The sequence below is a fragment of the Pelotalea chapellei genome (assembly GCF_018531195.1).
GTDB classification, from domain to species: domain Bacteria; phylum Desulfobacterota; class Desulfuromonadia; order Geobacterales; family Pseudopelobacteraceae; genus Pelotalea; species Pelotalea chapellei.
On the sequence record NZ_JAHDYS010000010.1, the window covers coordinates 129,992 to 148,310 of the forward strand.

Here is an 18,319-nt window from a genome sequence, read left to right on the forward strand (position 1 = left end):
GGAACGATGAAGATCATCAATGTGGTGGGTGCCCGCCCCAATTTTATGAAGATGGCGCCGATCATTGCTGCCATGGCCCGTCATCCGCACCACATCCGGCCGCTGCTGCTGCATACGGGGCAACATAGCGACGAGCAGATGAGTGGGAGATTCTTTGCGCAGCTGGGTATGCCGCACCCATCCTTCAACCTGGAGGTGGGGAACGGCACGCAGACCGAGCAGTTCGCACGAATAATGCTCGCCTTTGAAAAAGTCTGCCGAAGGGAATGCCCGGAACTGGTCCTGGTTGCGGGGGATGTGACTTCAACACTGGCGTGCGCGCTTGCTGCGCGGCAGGTTGGAATTACGGTGGGGCATGTTGAGGCAGGGCTGCGCTCTTTTGATGTGAGCATGCCGGAGGAGCTGAACCGCCGCTGTACCGATCATCTCAGTGATTTTCTCTTTACCACCGAGGCGAGTGCCGGTGAGAACCTGTTGCGCGAGGGAATCACTGCAGAAAAAATCCATTTTGTCGGTAATACGATGATCGATACGCTGCTGCGGCAGCGTCAGCAGGCAGCCGGGCTTTCCCTGATCCACGAATGGGGGCTGGCCCCGGGGGAGTATGGACTGCTTACCCTGCATCGTCCTGCCAACGTTGATTCTCCGGAGGCCCTCGAGGCTCTGCTGGTGGTTCTGGAAAAAGTTGCTTGCCGGCTGCCGCTGCTGTTCCCGGTGCACCCGCGCACCATGAAGGCCATCAGCAGGCTGGGACTGTCCGGGCGTTTTTCTTCAAGTACCAGGCTTTCGGGCATCCGGCCTATTGCCCCGCAAGGTTACCATGAGTTCCTGCACCTGATGATGCATGCGCGGCTGGTGCTGACCGACAGCGGCGGGATACAGGAGGAAACCACGCTGCTTGGGATTCCTTGTCTTACCCTGAGGGACAACACGGAACGACCGGTAACCTGCACCGTGGGGACCAACGTGCTTGTGGGCAGCCGCGGGGAATCCCTGCAGGAGGAAGCCGAGGCGATACTTGCCGGCAGGTGCAGCCCAAAGGGGATCCCGGAAAAATGGGATGGCAGGGCAGCCGAACGGATTGTCGATGTGCTGCTGGCGCGACTATATCCAAGGTAGATATAACGAGGAGACCAGTGATTCGATGAAGATATTTATTACCGGCATATGCGGAGTGGTGGGCTCGGAACTGGCGCGTGAGTTGCGCAGCAGAGGGCATCAGGTGACCGGATGCGACTTGCAGCATACGCCACTGGCCGATTATTACCGCTGCGATATTGCGGACTATCGGCAGTTGCGCGAGGCGCTCGAATGGGCGAAACCGGACATTGTCTATAATGCCGCCGCCGAGTTTGGCCGCAAAAACGGCGAGGATTATTACGAGCAGCTGTTCCGCACCAACATGATCGGCACCAAGAACCTGATCAGTCTGGCCCGGGAGTTCGGCTACCGGATAGTCCAGTTCAGCTCCAGCGAAGTTTACGGCGATTACGACGGGGTGATGACCGAGGATGTCACCGAGCGGCTGGTGATCAAACCGCTCAATGATTATGCGGGAACCAAAATCTTCAACGAGTGGCAGATGATCAACGGACATGCCATGTACGGTATTCCCTACGTGATCGTGCGATTGTTCAACCTCTATGGCAATGAACCATATTCCCGCTACCGGAGCGTTATCTGCCGGTTCTGCAATGATGCCCTGGCCGGGAACAGAATCATCGTTCACCAGGGGCACCAGCGCTCGTTTATCTATATCACCGATGCGGTGAATACATTGGCCAACATCGTCAATAACTTCCAGTGTGGTGCCGTGTATAACATCGGAAATACCACAGAAATGTTCCGCATCGAGGATGTGGCCCAATCGATCCTGCGCAAAGCGTGCGCTTCACCGGATTTACTGGACGTGAGGGAAGCGGAACCCCTGACCACCCGCATCAAGATCTGCGATACCACTGCCGCTGAAAAGGCCCTGGGACATCGCATCACAGTCGGGTTCGAGGAGGGGATCGAGCGGACCCTGGCCTTTCTCCGGGCGGAACAAGGAGTGTGATGTTTATCTCCCGCTTCCTCCACTACCAGGTGCGGCATAATCTGCAGCACCTGATTATCCAGGTTACTGACCGGTGCAACATGCGGTGTGGCCACTGCTTTGTGACGGAAGGGAAGGGTGCGGAGCTTTCTCTGGAAAACTACCGTAAGTTGGGGATGGAAGCCGGCAGGTTGTTTTGGCTGGATATTGCGGGAGGGGAGCCATTCCTGAGAAGCGATCTGGCGGAGATAGTCTCCTGCTTTAAGGCTCGGGTGGTGCAGGTTCCGACCAATGGCAGCCTTCCGGAACAGGTTGTGGAAGGGGTGCGGCGCATCAGGGAGAAGACCGGGGCCCAGGTGGCGGTTTCGGTAAGCATCGACGACATTAAAGAGGAACACGATCGACTTCGAGGGCAGGCCGGAGCCTGGGATCGGGCCTGGCAGACCTTTGAGGCGCTCCGGGCGCTTCAGGTTCCGGTCAAGATCAATACGGTGCTGACAAAGAACAATCTGACCAGGATGCCGGAACTGATGGCCTATGTAAGCACGCGCAAGCCCGACTTCCATTCCGTGATTTTCCATCGTGGTATTTCCCGAGATCCTGAGGTCGGGCTACCGGAGGTGGATGAGTTGAAGCGCCTGGCTTCCGTAGCGCTGCAGATTCTGGGCAGCTACGGTTATGGTCAGAATCGGGTGAAGGCCCGTATCCTTAGAAATTACCACCGGCTCCTCTGGACAACCAGTATCCGGATAGTGGAGGAGGGACGGCAGGTGATCCCCTGTCTTGCCGGCTCCGCCCATCTGGTTGTTCATGCTGATGGCGGAGTTTCACCCTGCGAAATGCTGCCGACGGTGGGCAATGTGCGGGAAACGACTTTGGCAGATATTCTTGCCGGCGAGCGCTTTCGCCGCCAGTGTGCCTCCATTCGGGCCAACGGCTGTCACTGCACCCACAACTGCGCGCTGATGGACAGCCTGCTTTTCAGACCCGTCAGCTTCCTTCAACTACTGCACCAGCCTCTTCCTGCACCGCTGCAGGCTGGAAACCCTGCCTGACATGGAGAACCGGGAGCAATCCGCCGTTGCAGAAAAGGAGCGCGTGCCGCTGATCTCGGTGGTGATCCCCTGCTTTCGGGCTCGGGATACGTTGCCGGCCCTGCTGGAAAGCCTGGAGCGGCAGAGCATCGGCCGGGATAATTTCGAGATCATCGTCATTGATGACGGTTCCGATGACGGTACCCGTGACTATCTTGCAACGGTGCCGGCGGTTCGGCTGGAGCTTCAGGAACATCGCGGCCCCGGTGTGGCCAGAAACGTCGGCAGCACCCTGGCAGCCGCGGAGTTGGTGCTCTACCTGGATGCCGACTTGATCGCTTCTCCGGGGCTTCTCGAAGCCCACTGGCACCATCACCGTCAGAACCCGGCGCTGGCCGCGACAGGGGGGAGCGTGATGCCGGTCCGCCCATACCCGCTGCTCTCCTGGGGGCTTGTGGACCACCTCTGCAGCTGGTTCAATGTCTATCCTGAGTTCGAGCACGGGGGAAAGCCGGAGTACCTGCCGAGCCTCAATTTTTGCGTCAAGAAGAGGTTGGTCGACGCAGTCGGGATAGCCTGGCAGAATGGATTGACGGTAACCGGCGAAGATGTGGTCTTCTGTCATGACCTGCACCGTGCGGGGCTGTCCATCGCCTTTGTACCTGAAGCAGTGGTGTTCCACCGGGACCGTGAGACCATGGCCGGATACCTGCACCACATGTTCCGCTGGGGGGAACATGCACCGTCGGTGCGCGGTACCTACCGGGACCTGAAGTACAGTTTCCTTTTTCCGGCCAGCCGTGGCGGGCTGCTGCTGACCACGCCCGCCATTGTGCTGGGATATACCTGGTTTCTCTGGTATTCCTGGGTCAGGGTGCGACCGCTGGCGGTCACCCTGGCGCTGCCGCAGATTTTCCTCGGCAGGCTCGCCTATGCCCGGGGCGTCTGGAAGGGGATGGCATTGGCACCCCGGCTACGGAACAGGGATTCTATCAATGCGGGACTGAAAGCGACGGAGAATATTCCATGAACATTCTGGCTGTCGGCTGCCATGCCGACGACATTGCCATCGGCTGTGGCGGAACCCTCGCCATGTATGCCCAGGCCGGCCACCGGGTCTACGGCATGACCCTCACCGATTCAGAAACCCATTTCGCGGCAAAAAACATCCACCGCAGCCGTGAGCAGGCCTATGCCGAGGAGTGCGCTGCCGCGGGAACCATCGGCTACGAGGTAGTGGACTGTCGGGAGATTCAGTGCACCGTCGGTGAGCTGCGCTATTCGGTTGAGCTGATGCGCTACCTGGAGCATTTCCTCTTTGTCCATGACATCAAGATGGTGTTCACCCATTGGCGCAATGACCAGAATATGGATCACCAGGAGTGCTACCGGCTGGTCACCACCGCTGCCCGTCACGTGGGAAGCCTTTTTACCTTCCGCGCCAACTGGTATTCCAATGCCACCAGCGCCCTGGGGGAGAATGTCTTCTCCGATATCAGCAAAACGGTGGAGATCAAGCGTACGGCGCTCAATGCCTTCCAGTCAGAAATTGCCAACCGCGGGGCGGAATGGCTGCACAGCTTTATCGATTACAACCGGATTCTCGGCGGCTGGCATGGCACGGGCCATGTGGAGCCATTCGAATGCATCCGCTTGAAGCTGGAGATTTGAGGAAATGAACGCTCTGACTGCAGGCAATCTGCAGGCGCTTCTGGCGCCAGCAATAGCTCCACATGCGAGCATTCTCTTTGCAGGTGAGTCCCTGCCACGGGAGCTGCTCAAATCGTTGCGTCCGGGCCGCGTGGTGGCTGTTTCTCCTGACCAAACGGGCTGGAGCGGGGAAGAGGGAATGCCCCTGGAGTACTGTCAGCTGCCGCTGGATGAGCTGGAATCAGATGCATCGTTCGACTGCATTATCATGGAGGGAAACCTGCTTGAACGGGGGGACATGACCCGCACATTGCATACCTTGCGGGCGCTGTGCCGCAACAACGGCATCCTGGTGCTCTGGGTAGGTGAACAGCCTTCTGTGGTGCGCCGCACCCAGAACCTTTTTTCCCACTATGGCAGCGACCGGGAAAGCTGGCTGCCCGATCATCTTTCGGAATCGCTTCTGGAGACCGCCGGATTTTCGATCCGGGGGAGGGCGTGTTCCTGGCTGCTGGCCCAGGCCCGTCCCGTTCAGGAGCGGCGGCGCTACAGCTATTCCATCGTCATTCCCTGTTATAACGAAGAAGGGAATATTGCCGAATGTGTGGAACGAATTCCTGATCTGCAGCGCGAGTATGAAATCATCGTGGTGAATGACGGATCGACCGACCGCACCGCCGCTGTGGTCCGGTCCCTGATGGCGAGTCATCACCATCTCAAGCTGGTGGACTACGGGAAAAACCGGGGCAAGGGCTATGCCACCCGGGCCGGACTCAATGCCGCCACCAAAGAGGTGCTGATGATTCTGGATGCCGACATGGCGGTGCGGCCGGAAGATCTGCCCCTTTTCATGGAGCCGTTTGAGATGTCCGACGCCGCCTTTGTCAACGGGACGCGAATGATCCACCCGTTCACCCGGGAGGCAATGGGGCCGGTACATGTATTCGGCAACCGGATGTTTTCACGTCTCCTTGCGATGCTGCTCAACCATCCGCTCACGGACACCTTGTGCGGTACGAAATGCCTGTTCCGCAAGGATTACCAGTTTTTTGACCTTAGGGATCCCGACTGGCCCGACTTTGATATGTTGTTCGAAGCCGCCAGAATGAACCTGAAAATCGTCGAGCTGCCGATTCGCTACCAGCCCCGTTTGGCGGGGGTGTCAAAGATGAAGACGTTCCAGCACGGTCTGCTGATGCTGCTGGTGGCTTTTCGGGGATATCTGAAGCTGAAAACGGATTCCGGGCAACTGCGCGTTAAGACTGGTGAAATGTGAACCGAGGCAAGGGCGACAAAAAACAGCTGCTGTATCTTTCCGTTACCGTCGGGCTGATCTGCCTGGCGACATACCTGCGCGCTCTTGGCTGTGGTTTCGTCAACTACGATGATCCGCTCTATGTCCTGAATAATCCGGTTATCAAACAGTTGAATTGGGATACCGTTGTTTCGGCCTTCACCCAGGCACACGTGGGATGGTGGATGCCGTTGACCTGGATCAGCTTTGCCATCGACCATTTTTTCTGGGGACTGGAGCCGTTCGGCTATCATCTGACCAATATCGTCTTTCATTCGCTCAATGCCGCACTGGTAGTCCTGATTGCCGACCGCGTGCTGAGAATGGGAGCGGGAAAAGAAGAGCGGGAACTGCGGGCGGATGGTTGGATCCACCCGGTAACACTGCTGTTGGCCGGGCTTTTGTGGGGCATTCATCCGCTACGGGTGGAATCGGTGGCCTGGGTAACAGAGCGCAAGGATGTTCTGAACGGTTTTTTTTCCCTGGGAGCGATCCTCTGGTATCTCTGTTACGTGCAGGCCAAGGAAATGTATGGCACGGGAGCGCGCCGGCCTTATGTTCTGTCGCTGGTCTTTTTCGCTCTTTCGCTGATGGCAAAGTCGGTCAGTGTCGTTCTTCCACTGCTGCTGCTTGTGATCGACTGGTATCCGGCACGGCGTTTGCGGCGGGACAACGTACTGCCGCTTGTGAGGGAAAAACTACCCTTTCTGGCCCTGTCGGTTCTCATGGCCCTGGTGACAGTGTACTTCACGTCAGAGAGCAACTATCTGATTTCCTATGAGCTGTTCCCGTTCCACCAGCGGATGCTGGTTTCCGGCAACGCAATTTTCGAATATGTACGACTGTTGCTGCTCCCCGTGGGAATCATCGCTTTCTATGTCATCCCCGACCCGATTCCGCCAAGCTATCTTGTCACATCGGTCATTGTCGCCGTACTGTGCGTACTCATCTTTGCTTTTCGAAAATACCGTTGGATATCTGCCACCTGGCTGGCGTTCATCATTCCGCTTTTGCCGGTACTGGCGATATTGCAGAACGGGGATCAATCCTTCGCTGCCCGGTTTACTTATCTGCCCTCCGTAGCGCCGAGCATTGCAGCGGGTGCGGCTATTGGTCTTGTTTTCAAGAAGGCCGGATCACGGCACCGTGTCTGGCAGTCAATTGTTATCCCTGTCCTGGCTCTGCTGGTCTTTTACGTCGTCGCAACTGTGAAGGACATTGCAGTCTGGCAGAACTCCGAGACTTTCTGGACACGGATCGTAAGCGTACGTCCGGGAGCAATTGTCCATAAAGAGCGCGGTCTGTATTACCATTCTGTCGGCAAATTTCATGAAGCTATCGGCGATTTTTCTGCAGCAATCCAGACAGCACCGGAAGCATGGCACCCCTATCTTTACAATCTGTACGTTTTTCGCGGGGATTCGCTGCGTGCTGCCGGTCGTTATGCCGAAGCCTTGGATGATCTGACTGCTGCAATCAACCAGTTTCCGCATCCTCCCTATTATTTTTTGCGAGGATCGGTCCTGAAAAGTATGGGTAGAGTTAAAGAGGCAGAAGCGGATTTTGGAGCTGCTGGGCCTGATCCCGGAAAGCTGGCATGGCTTTGGATTGCTAACTGAATGGTTGTTTCGATTGAGTGCGTGGCATCACCTATATAAGATCTTTTATTCTGACTTTTACATGAACGGACTGTACACCTTAAATTGGAGGTTTTATGAAAAACACAATTTTGCCTGTCTGTACGATTTTTGCAGTTGTTATCTTATGGTCAGCTCGTGGCGAAGCTTATGAATATGACGAGAAGGGAACCACGGAATTAATGGTGCAAATGATCACCGATATAGGCGGGCATGAGGCTATCGCTAGAAACAGCGGCAAAATATTGCGCTGCAGCCATGGCGGCACAAAAAAAATAACCATCCTGCAGACGAAGGGTGAAACCCGGTATACGGGGGAATATGACAACTGCAACCAAAATGGGAAGATCAGAGACGGTATCTTCAAAATCGTCCTGGAAGGGGATGCCATCCTGGAAAGCAACTCAAGCCGTTCCAAAAATGGTGAGCTTTTCGATGCCGCCATGCAGGGGGATACGACCCGGGTGAAGGCGCTGCTTAAGGCCAAGGCCGATGTCAATTACACCGAGAGCATCGAAAACGCCCAAAGCGGCTCGCTTAACGAATGGACGCCGCTCATGTCGGCAGTAGCTGCCGGAAATTTTGAAATGGTGCAGGTGCTGGTCAAGTCCGGGGCGTGGGTAAATTACATGAACAGCATGGCGGTTAATGCACTCTGGATCGCAGCACATAATGGTAATTTGGAAATCGTGAAGTACCTGGTGAAACGGGGGGCAAATGTCAATAATTCAAATTACGAAAACGTGACCCCACTGATGGCGGCAGCAATGAACGGTCACCTTGATGTTGTGAAACTTCTGGTCGGGTCCAAAGCAGGTATCAATTTCAGCCATGTTGGCGGCGATACGGCGCTCATGTTTGCATTAGGCCAACGGCATAACGACATCGCAAAATTTTTGATTGACGCCGGCGCCGACATCAACATTCGGAACAACTCGGGAATTACGGCGCTGATCATTGCAGTTGCCGAAGGTAATGAGGAACTCACCAGGATACTGCTGGATAAAAAAGCGGATGCAACCGTTAAGACCAAGGATGGACGAACGGCACAGGATGTCGCCCGGGCAAAAGGGCTGACCGGTATCATCAAGCTGTTGGAAAAGTAATTTCCGGTTCATCCAGTTTCTGCACATGTAGCGTAAAAATATTTCCTCAGTTTATTTTCAGCCATCTCGCCCAACTCGGGCCGATGGCTTTTTTTTGGACAAAAAAATCATCCTAGTGATGCCCGTCACATGCACCCAGTGAAATTCTTTCTATAAGTTATCCCCTGAATCCATGCCCAACCCCGTGCCGGGATCCCTTCGTTTATCACGCAGCACTCTTGATGGAATGTATATGATTGTCAGCCCCAGTCCGGTCAGTTCTTGCCCAGGCTCAAAAGCCCCTCATCGCCCCATGGTGCACCCCAGTGGAAGAAGATGATGGTTGTCGTGCATCGGCAAACATCTTTTTATGCGTTACCAGGCAGATTACACAAGCCAGTGCAGATATGTTTCCCGACCCATAACATCAAGTAATTTCGTCGCTTCTTTAGTAGTTTTCCCGGAAATGTGTCTGCAGTTATTGCCCCATATGATCAAGTTCGTTAGCCGTTTGTAGTTAATCAAGTGTAGTTAAATAATTTTTTCTTGATTTACCGGGGACTTGCAAGTTTAATGAGAGCCCAATGGTATACACTAATGAGAATAGGGCTTTGCGGGAACGGATCTGGAGCTGGTGCCTCCGACATGTGCCCCATTGCTGGCACGTCAGATTGCAGTTATTCGGATAATACGAGGGAACAGAAATGGAAGCACTTGCTGCACAGAGGCTGGGTATGAGGCTGCGTACAAAAGTCGGCGTTGTATGTATGCTCGTTGTGGGGATTTTTCTATATCAGGCTATACTCAAACCTCTGATCGGCGATACGGCGTCCAAAATTTATTATTTCACGCTGGATAGTTCAGGCGTAAACCTCGGAGCCGACGGCACCACCAACACCAATCAGACCCGCAACGGCAAGATCTCCATGAAGACCGGGGTATATGCAAGTTCCCGCAGGGTTACTGCCTCCGCCGTCACTACTGAACAGGATATGATCAGGGCTTACGGGCCTGCCTACGCCAGCATGCAGACCGTCACAGCCCCGGCAGTTACGATCGGTGTCAGGGATGGCAACGGCAGCACCAACAACATCACCTGGAAGGCAAAAGTCTATGACTACAACCCGGCCGGTGCCGCCAACAACGGCGTACTGCTCTGGACTTCCGATGCCGTAGAAGCCCATCCTTCAGTTCAGACTCCCCTTGAGTTGCCCTTTACCAATCCGGCCCCCAAAGATATCGCAGCCGGTCACCGTATCAAGGTGGTCATCACCTGCCAGATGGCAAGTACCTCATCCGCTGCCCGTCTTTACTGGGGAAACAGCACCAACTACTCCTTCTTCTCCGTTACCGAAGCTCCTTATGTCGCTAATTCGGTGACCGTCACCAATCTTTCCGACTACTATAAAGGGCAGCTCAGCTCGGTTACCCAGGGCGACAGCAATATCGCCATGCTTCAGTTCGATCTCTATTCCAACGTTGCGGGCGGAGCGAACTGGACCGGTGGCAAACTCGACAAGATCGGCACCAACAACACCACTTACATCAGTGACGACGAACCGGGTGATGCCTCCTTTTACATTTACAAGGATGCTGACAGTGACGGTATGTTCGAAGCCTCGGACACCCTCGTCGGCGGACCCTATACCTTCAGCCAGCTCACCGGTCAAAGTTATGCCCTGACGACCCCCCAGACCATCACCTCAACCCCCCAACGTTATTTTGTCGTTTATAATGTTCTCAGATACGCTACTTACAACACCACCGTCGGGGCACGTATCGTCGACAGCACCTATTTCACGGTGACCGGCGCGGCTGGCGGTGTCACCAACGTTTCCAGCACATCTTCCTCGACCCCCATCATCAGGTATGGCGGCACCGCAGTTACAAAGATCTATCCCGCTGACTGGGATAACGGTACTTCCCTGGCAGGAATTTCCGAATCAGCAGGGCCCGGCACCACCGACTCCACCTGTGTTACCAGGAACACCGCCGGTTCAGGATTTCCCCTGGTCGGCCTGCTCAACTACCCGGTCCACAGCTGCACCAGCGTCGCAGGACAGGGATATTCAACCACCACCTCCCAGACCGACTTCGCCCGGCTTTATTTCGGCGGGGCCGGTTACGCGTCAATCATGAAGACCATCAAGGGGGGCTCGTTTGTCTACCGGGTCTACACACCTGCCGGAGGCGGTACAGTAACCCTGCGGCTCTTCTACGTTACCAGCGGCGGAGTCAGGGTTGATGCACCGACAGCCGCCACATTCTCGACTTCCACTTCGACCAGCCAGACAATCACCACCTCACTGGCCGGACAGGATTTCAGTTCTGTACCGGCCGGTGCCCGGCTCGGCATTCAGATCGGTGTTACGGCCAACATGCGCATTGGACTCGGCAGCTCTGTCGGCGCCCAGCTGACAGTGCAGGAAACAGCGGCGGAAAACGAAAATGTGGATGTGGGCAATGGTGCAACGATAGCAAACGCCAGTGTATATGCGTCCGACGTCAATAAAGTGATTAACGGCTTCACCCTCAGCGCTGCAAAAGCCAAGACGATCAACTCGATTACCCTCACCGGCAGCCCGATGTTCAACAGCACCAATGTCAAGGAAGTCAGGATTTATGCCGATACCGGTACCCTGGTCGGCACCCTTGACGGCAGCGATCCCCTGGTTGGTTCAACCACAACCATCACTGGTAACAGCGCCACCATATCCGGACTCTCCCTGGCCGTCGGTACAGCCACCAAGAAATACCTGGTCAGCGTCAGTATCGGCGATAATCCCAACACCAATGTGGTCCTCACCACTCTCGTCAGTAACCTCACCGTTGCCACCACAGGCACCATCGGGATAAACACCGATAAAGCCTCAGGCACCCTGACCATACTGCCGACAACATCACTGACTAATTTCATAACCGCCGAGCCGGGTAACCAGATCATTCCCTGGAACGCAGGCAAGACCAAAGTGGATGCCTTTGGCCTCAAAACCAACGGGGGCGTCAACGACACTATCAGCAATGTGACGGTCATGCTGACAACCACCAGCACTCTGCCGGTCGATAAAGTCATCTCGGATTATGTCGGGCAGGTGGATATCGTAAATGCTGCCGGTACATCTTTGGGGAAACTGACAGCCCCTACCGAAGACGACGATTGGCAGGTTCCCACCACCGGTCTGGCCGCAACCCAGACCGGCACTGAGTATTATGTGACCATCACCCCCAAGGGAAACCAGAACATTACCTTTACGGTCAAGGCAGTTGTGATTTCGGTGGCCCATACGAGGGTGACCAACGCATTGCTGCTTAATGATTCCGGCAGCGCCATAATAACCATGGATCAGCTGCCTCCCACGGAGCCATCTCTTACCGCCGTTACCGGTACTTACCATAATGACACCGATCGTGCCGAAATTGACCTGAGCTGGATCGGCTCCACCGACCTCAGCGGCAGTGCAGTTACCTATAGACTGGTGCGCGGCCTTGGTAATGCGCCGGCTCCCCGTAACTGCGTGACCGATGGTGTCAAGTCATTCCTGGTTTACCAGGGATCGGCACTGTCATACACCGAAAAGGGACTGGATGAAGGTGTCTCTTACGGCTATCGTGTCTGTGCAGTCGACTCGGTCGCCAATACCAGCGCAGGTTCCGCCAAGGGCACTACTGCCAGCATCAAGAACAGATGCACCGAATTGCCCGAGCTGACCATCAATCCCATGGCCTCCTATGTCAAGGCGGGTAATTCCGTGGCAATGTCGGTGGGCATCGTCAACAAGGATACCGGCAACTGTGCTGCTACGACCTTTACGCTTTCCATCGTCGGCACTGACGCTGATGACGCCAATTTCACCACATCCGCATTCGCTGGAAATAATTTCATCATACCCACCAACGGCAGCTCCAAATACACTACCCTGAACATCACTTCCAAGCCTGCCGCGGTCCAGGGAGCAATGAAAACCCTCCATGTCAAGGTTGCCAAAAGCAGTGGAGGAGAGGTCAATTGCCCCGATCCCATCTATGCCGTTGTCAGCAAATACGGCTCCATGATGCACAGCAGCCTCCAGACCGGTACTGCCAGGTATGGTTCCTGGGGGCTGAACCATGACTGCAATACCTGTCACTCGCCCAATACATCCAATATCAAGCAGATAAGAGAGATAATCGCCACTCCCAACGGAAATCGCCCGGTAACTTTTTCGATTACTTCTACAGCCGGCGGCGCCAGTGTGGATGGTGTGTTCGGCAATGACAACCGGATCGGAACGGTGAGCACCAATGTCTGTGAAGTGTGCCACCATAACACCAGGTTTCATCAGTACAGTACCTCAAAGATCACCTGGAAAGATCACAACAACAACGTCGACTGTACCAAATGCCATTCCCATAATGTCGGCTTCAAATCTGCCGGAACAGCAGGGTCATGCGACGACTGCCACGGCAACCCCCCCACCTCGAAAGAAATGCTGGTAGTTCCCCAGACAAATGTTCTGTTCCCCTATGCCACCAATGCCGGCGCCCATGCAAAGCACAATTCACGGCAGCTGGCCTGTTTCGTCTGCCACAGCAACGCCAACCACGCTCTTAGCGCCACACCACTGGGGAACACGCAACTGAACATGGGCTTCAGCATCAAAGGGGCCAACTTCCCAGGCTTTTTCGGCAATATCAGTACAGGTACACTGCGGGCATTGCCCCCTGCCAACAATTACACCTGGACGGGAGCGCTCGGCACAACCATACAGCAGGCTCCCTCCACCATCATGACCTGCAATGTTTATTGCCATGGATGGGAAGGCAATGGCGGCTACAACACGGAGCCTGCCTGGACCGGCATTACCCAGGTCGGCTGCGGCTCCTGCCATGCCGCTACCGGAGAGGTGGCTCCTACATCGGGAAGCCATCACAAGCACGCCAGCACCGAGCCGGGCTTCGGCAATGGCATCAACTGCAGCAAGTGCCATGGTTTCCGCAACTATTCCACCAGTGCCGCCCACATCAACGGCAATGTTGAATGGGATCTCTCAACCATTACCGGAACGGCAACCTACCGTGGTGCAAACAAAGGGTCAACCGGCGCCCAGGCACCGACTGCACCCGGCACCTACGGTTCCTGCGCAAATCTGTACTGCCACAGCAACGTGGTCCAGCCGAACAACAACGGGGTCGGCGCTCCGACCATTTTCTCCAACCCTACCTGGGGCGGTACTACCAACTGCAACAGTTGTCACCCCGGTCAACCCAATACGACCGGTGGTCATCCCCAGCACGCCGGGGCCGAAGTGACCGGCTTTGACTGCCGCATCTGCCATGGTACCGGCGGCGACGCCAATCCTCCGAAGCACGCCAACGGCCAGATCGATTTCAGTTTCTCGGGTCTGGGCGAGAACATGCACTACTCTTACAGCTCCGCCAAAATAACCGGCTCCGGCACCTATGGCACCTGCTACAACGGCAACTGTCACGGTTCGAGAAGAGCAAAGACCGGCGTTACCTCTCTTTCCTGGGGCCCGGAAAGCGCCACGCCTCTTTGCAACAAATGCCACAATACAAATCCGGGCAGCGCCGGTTTCTACGGCACCGCCGGTCCCAACAGCACGACCTCCAATACCGACCCTTATGTGGGAGCACACTTCCAGCATATTACGTCGATGCCGCTCAAGTATTCGGCCAAGATCGACTGTTCTGCCTGCCACTTCAAGCCCACCGGGCCTTATACCCCCGGTCACATCGATACACCTCTGCCGGCGGAAATCAACTACGGCAACGTGGCAAAAAGCGGCGTGCAGAACGGGTACACCAGTGTCGCCCATACTCCCGGCTACAATTTCGGGACCAGGCAGTGCAGCAACGTCTGGTGCCACGGCGCCGGCATGAATTCCAATGAAGGCACTGGACCTTACGGCTCTGCCGCGCTGGACGGCGGCACCCTCGGCTCACCGGTCGTGCCTGTCTGGAATGCACCATTTCTGAATGGCACCGCCGCCAATGACTGCGTCAAGTGCCATTCCTATCCGCCACCAGCCCCGCTGCCCGGTTATACGCACTATGACGAAGTTAACGGCAGACCGTATATTCCCAATCAGTGCGTCCTTTGTCACAAACATGTCAATGCTGCGGGTGACGGTTTTAAAAACCCCGCGCTCCATGTCAACGGCGTCGTTGACAGCTGTAATACCTGCCACGGCCGTCCGCCGATTGATGAGGCGGGCGTGGTCGTCCCTGCCGTCGGTGCACTTACCGCAGGATTGGCTGGAGCACACCAGGCCCATACCATTAACCCGAACATCGGCAAGAAATGCGATGTCTGCCATTACAATTATTCCCAGGAGATGCCGAGCTACAAACTTGAAATCGGTTTCAACGGCTTTGGCGGCAAAGTCAGCAGAGGCACGTTCTGGGGCTATTCGACCCTGTCGGCCAACTACACGCCGAAGATCGTCTATTTCTCAAACAGAACAAGCACGAGCGTACGGCGCACAACCGACGTGAAGAAGCTTAACACCTGTGAAAATCTGTACTGCCATGGTGGCGGAACCGGAACTCTGCAGGCCCTGGGTGGCGGAACCAATACAAAGCCCAACTGGGAAGTCGGAAGCACCCAGGCAGCGTGCGGTTCCTGCCATGGCGTGAACGGCGTGACCTACCAGACCAGGGGCTCGCACGGCGCCCATGTCGGCAGCGGCTATGGCCAACTGGGGCTGGCCTGCGCCAACTGCCACGGCATCAAGGCGAACAACTACCATGTCAACGGTGAGGTTGAGTGGCAGTTTTACTCCACCGCCCAGCGGTTGAACCAGACCGCGGGCTACAGCGGCACCGGCTACATGCCGAGCGGCGGCTCCTCATACGCCACCAGCGGCACTACCGGCAAGCTGGCCCCCAGCACAAGCTACGGCACATGCCAGGTCTACTGCCACAGCGACGTCTACGATAAAACCTTTAAAAATCCGACCTGGGGCAGCGGTTCGCTCAACTGCGGCAGCTGTCACAGAAACCAGACCTCGACCTTTACCGGCAGCCACCAGAAGCATGCTGCAAGCTCTGACAACGGAGGCTACGGCATCGACTGCCTGATCTGTCACTCCGGTTCCGGTTTTGCTTCACCCAAACATGTCAACGGCGCTGTCGATGTTATTTTCGATGCCGGCGTGGTGGGACCATCAGCCACCTATGTCGCCGCCACAAAGAACTGTTTCAATATCCTCTGCCACAACACCACTGCCTCGACCGGCCCGACCTGGGGCGTCAGCGCTACCGGCAACTATGATACGGGAACCTACAAGCCTACCTGTATCGGCTGCCACAGCGGTGAGGTCGGTGCCCGTGCCGCGGTTATTCCTCAGTTTGCTGGCGAGTCCCACCATATTCAGGGTGTACAGCTGAGCGCCAGTTTCTGTTACCCCTGCCACATGGAGGCGGCTGATACCAGCGGGACAGTTAATACTACTTACCACGACCGGACCTCCGGCCAACCAGTCGATCTGATGATATGGAGTGCTGGTGCGCGCGGATCTGTCTTTACCCGATATACTGCCAATGGCGCTGCATCACGCAAGCGGACAGAGTACGCCAAGGTAAATAACGTATGCGTCGGTTGCCACAGAAGCCGTAACAACGCAACCACGCCTTTCAGCGCCAGCGGTGACAATAGAACTCCCAAGACGTATTCATGGGATACCTACAGCATTTTTGACCGGTACAGTTCTGGAACAGTCACTCCCTGGGGCAAGGTCGCTGGTAACAATACCCAGACCAAAACCATGAACAAGGCTTACTCTGCCCACGGCCGCGCCGATCTGAACAACCGCGGCTGGGCTGTCGGCAACGGCACAACGGGCGAGACGTATGCAAATACCAGCGGCAGTGTCAAGGTACTCTGCTTCGACTGCCACAACTCCCACGGCACTTCAGCCAGTGGCATCATGAGCAGCTACTCCAGTGCCACCGGGCGTAACAAGGGTGCTATCCTCAAATCCACCAATGCAGGCGCCGGTGGCTATAACGCCGACTATTCACCGGCCGCCGGCGGCGATGCGGCAGCACCGAACAAGAACGCCTACAACACGGGTGCTTCGCTCTGCTTCGACTGTCATAACACCCGAACCGCGAGCGCAAATGCTCCCTGGGGCTATAACAGCACCTTTGGCTCCAGCCAGGGCATCTACGGCTACAATGATAAGCCGTACTTCGGTAACTACTCGACCTTCGCCTCAACGGTCACCTACAGCTACAAGAAAAATAACCCGGACAATAAGGGAGGACACTTCGGTGCCTACACCAGCTTGACCACTACGCCAGCAAAACAGATCGGGGGGCTATGCACGCCGTGCCATGACCCACACGGCGTCAGCCCTGCGGTTCCGGCCAACCAGCCGTATATGGTGCCGCTGCTCAAAGGTACCTGGGTCACCTCGCCCTACAAGCAGGACGCGACACCGGCCAACACCAATGAAACCCGCGGCGGTGGTGACAAATTGAACTCATGGACCCGCGGCAGTACGCCCGGCTACAAAATTGATCAGAACAGCATGGGTGTGGCATCCGGTGCAGCACGCGATACCTGGACGTTCCCCGGCACCCCAACCACGCTGCAGAGTACGACCGATACCCAGTTTGCCGGGCTCTGTACCGGGTGTCATGCCAAGGCTGATCTCAACAACACTGCAGCCGCAACAACCGCCAACTGGAAGAGCATGAAGAGGATCCACAACACGGTTAAGGGTTGGGCAACTGCCACCGGCGGCAATGCCAATAACACCAAGCACGCCTTTACCTGCTCCAAATGTCATACGCCACACAACTCGCGCCTGCCGCGTCTGCTTGTGACCAATTGTCTGGACGCAAAACACCGTGGCCGAGTGATTTCTGGCGGTGAGGCCGCTAATGCAGGTACATCAGCCGCGGCTGGAAACAACCAGAGCGTCAGTTCCGGTGCCGGCGTCGGTCGCTTTCCGCAGGGTGGCGGCGGTAATGGCAGTGGGAAAGAGAATGCTACTGCAGGCAAATGGTTCTTCGGCAAGGGTGTCAAAAGCACTGCTATTGCCACTGAATCCAACACCATGTGTCACCAGAGTGCGACAGCAGGTGGCGCGACATATAACACATACACATCGCAGCGTTGGAATAAGAAGACACAATGGTAGATCACGTCATAACGGATGTTGCACGTTATCGTGCGGAAAGGGGAGGGCCCCATGAAAAAGCATACCTATGTCAGACCGAGGGTGGTCGCATCGGCTGAGGTTTACCCATGCTGATTGATTGATTCAACAAGAACAAATAAAGGTGAGGCCGCTACGGTTTCACCTTTATTTGTTTTGCGGCAATGCCGCAGAAGCTCAACTTCATGTATGTCAGCAGGAGCGGGCCCACCCCTGACTTAATTGCACGGATAACTGTGCGAACATATTTACTACTTTTGAAAACAATGCAGTTCCTTTTGCGGGACGGGTATTGAACGTTATTAAATGATGAATGACAACAGTGGAAAGTTTGCAGTTAGCTTATAAAATTGTTCAAAAACTGGAGGTCAGATGGTAAGTGTTGTATCGTGACGAGCAACTCAAACGATGAGGAGG

At 55.8% G+C, this 18,319-nt stretch carries 9 protein-coding genes; all 9 read left to right on the plus strand.

The genetic code is table 11. From position 1 onward, the window contains the following. Window positions 1–6: 6 nt before the first annotated feature. The 9 genes from wecB to KJB30_RS11975 all read left to right on the plus strand — a co-directional run bounded on the left by wecB (window position 7) and on the right by KJB30_RS11975 (window position 17,884). Entirely contained in the window at window positions 7–1,119 is a 1,113-nt protein-coding gene (wecB, locus tag KJB30_RS11935; protein WP_214299547.1) for a non-hydrolyzing UDP-N-acetylglucosamine 2-epimerase, read from the plus strand. 25 nt (window positions 1,120–1,144) lie between these two features. Next, on the plus strand, window positions 1,145–2,056 hold the full coding sequence (locus tag KJB30_RS11940; protein ID WP_214299549.1) for an NAD-dependent epimerase/dehydratase family protein: 912 nt from the start codon (window positions 1,145–1,147) through the stop codon (window positions 2,054–2,056). Further along, window positions 2,056–3,090: a radical SAM protein gene (locus tag KJB30_RS11945; protein WP_214299551.1), complete on the plus strand. Its 1,035-nt coding sequence runs from the start codon at window positions 2,056–2,058 to the stop codon at window positions 3,088–3,090. The genes KJB30_RS11940 and KJB30_RS11945 overlap by 1 nt, the downstream gene beginning before the upstream one ends. 1 nt (window position 3,091) lies before the next feature. After that, entirely contained in the window at window positions 3,092–4,099 is a 1,008-nt protein-coding gene (locus tag KJB30_RS11950) for a glycosyltransferase family 2 protein (protein ID WP_214299553.1), read from the plus strand. After that, window positions 4,096–4,740: a PIG-L deacetylase family protein gene (locus KJB30_RS11955; protein WP_214299555.1), complete on the plus strand. Its 645-nt coding sequence runs from the start codon at window positions 4,096–4,098 to the stop codon at window positions 4,738–4,740. The genes KJB30_RS11950 and KJB30_RS11955 overlap by 4 nt, the downstream gene beginning before the upstream one ends. A 4-nt stretch (window positions 4,741–4,744) precedes the next feature. Then, entirely contained in the window at window positions 4,745–5,995 is a 1,251-nt protein-coding gene (locus KJB30_RS11960) for a glycosyltransferase family 2 protein (protein WP_214299557.1), read from the plus strand. Then, window positions 5,992–7,632 carry a tetratricopeptide repeat protein gene (locus KJB30_RS11965; protein ID WP_214299558.1) on the plus strand — a complete coding sequence of 547 codons (1,641 nt, stop codon included), beginning with the start codon at window positions 5,992–5,994 and terminating at the stop codon, window positions 7,630–7,632. The genes KJB30_RS11960 and KJB30_RS11965 overlap by 4 nt, the downstream gene beginning before the upstream one ends. Window positions 7,633–7,727: 95 nt before the next feature. Continuing rightward, the gene (locus KJB30_RS11970) at window positions 7,728–8,756 is read left to right on the plus strand and encodes an ankyrin repeat domain-containing protein (protein WP_214299560.1); all 1,029 of its coding nucleotides are present in this window, start codon (window positions 7,728–7,730) and stop codon (window positions 8,754–8,756) included. A 683-nt stretch (window positions 8,757–9,439) separates the two neighbouring features. Beyond that, window positions 9,440–17,884, plus strand: a complete 8,445-nt coding sequence (locus KJB30_RS11975) for a CxxxxCH/CxxCH domain c-type cytochrome (RefSeq protein WP_214299562.1) — start codon at window positions 9,440–9,442, stop codon at window positions 17,882–17,884. Window positions 17,885–18,319 lie beyond the last annotated feature (435 nt).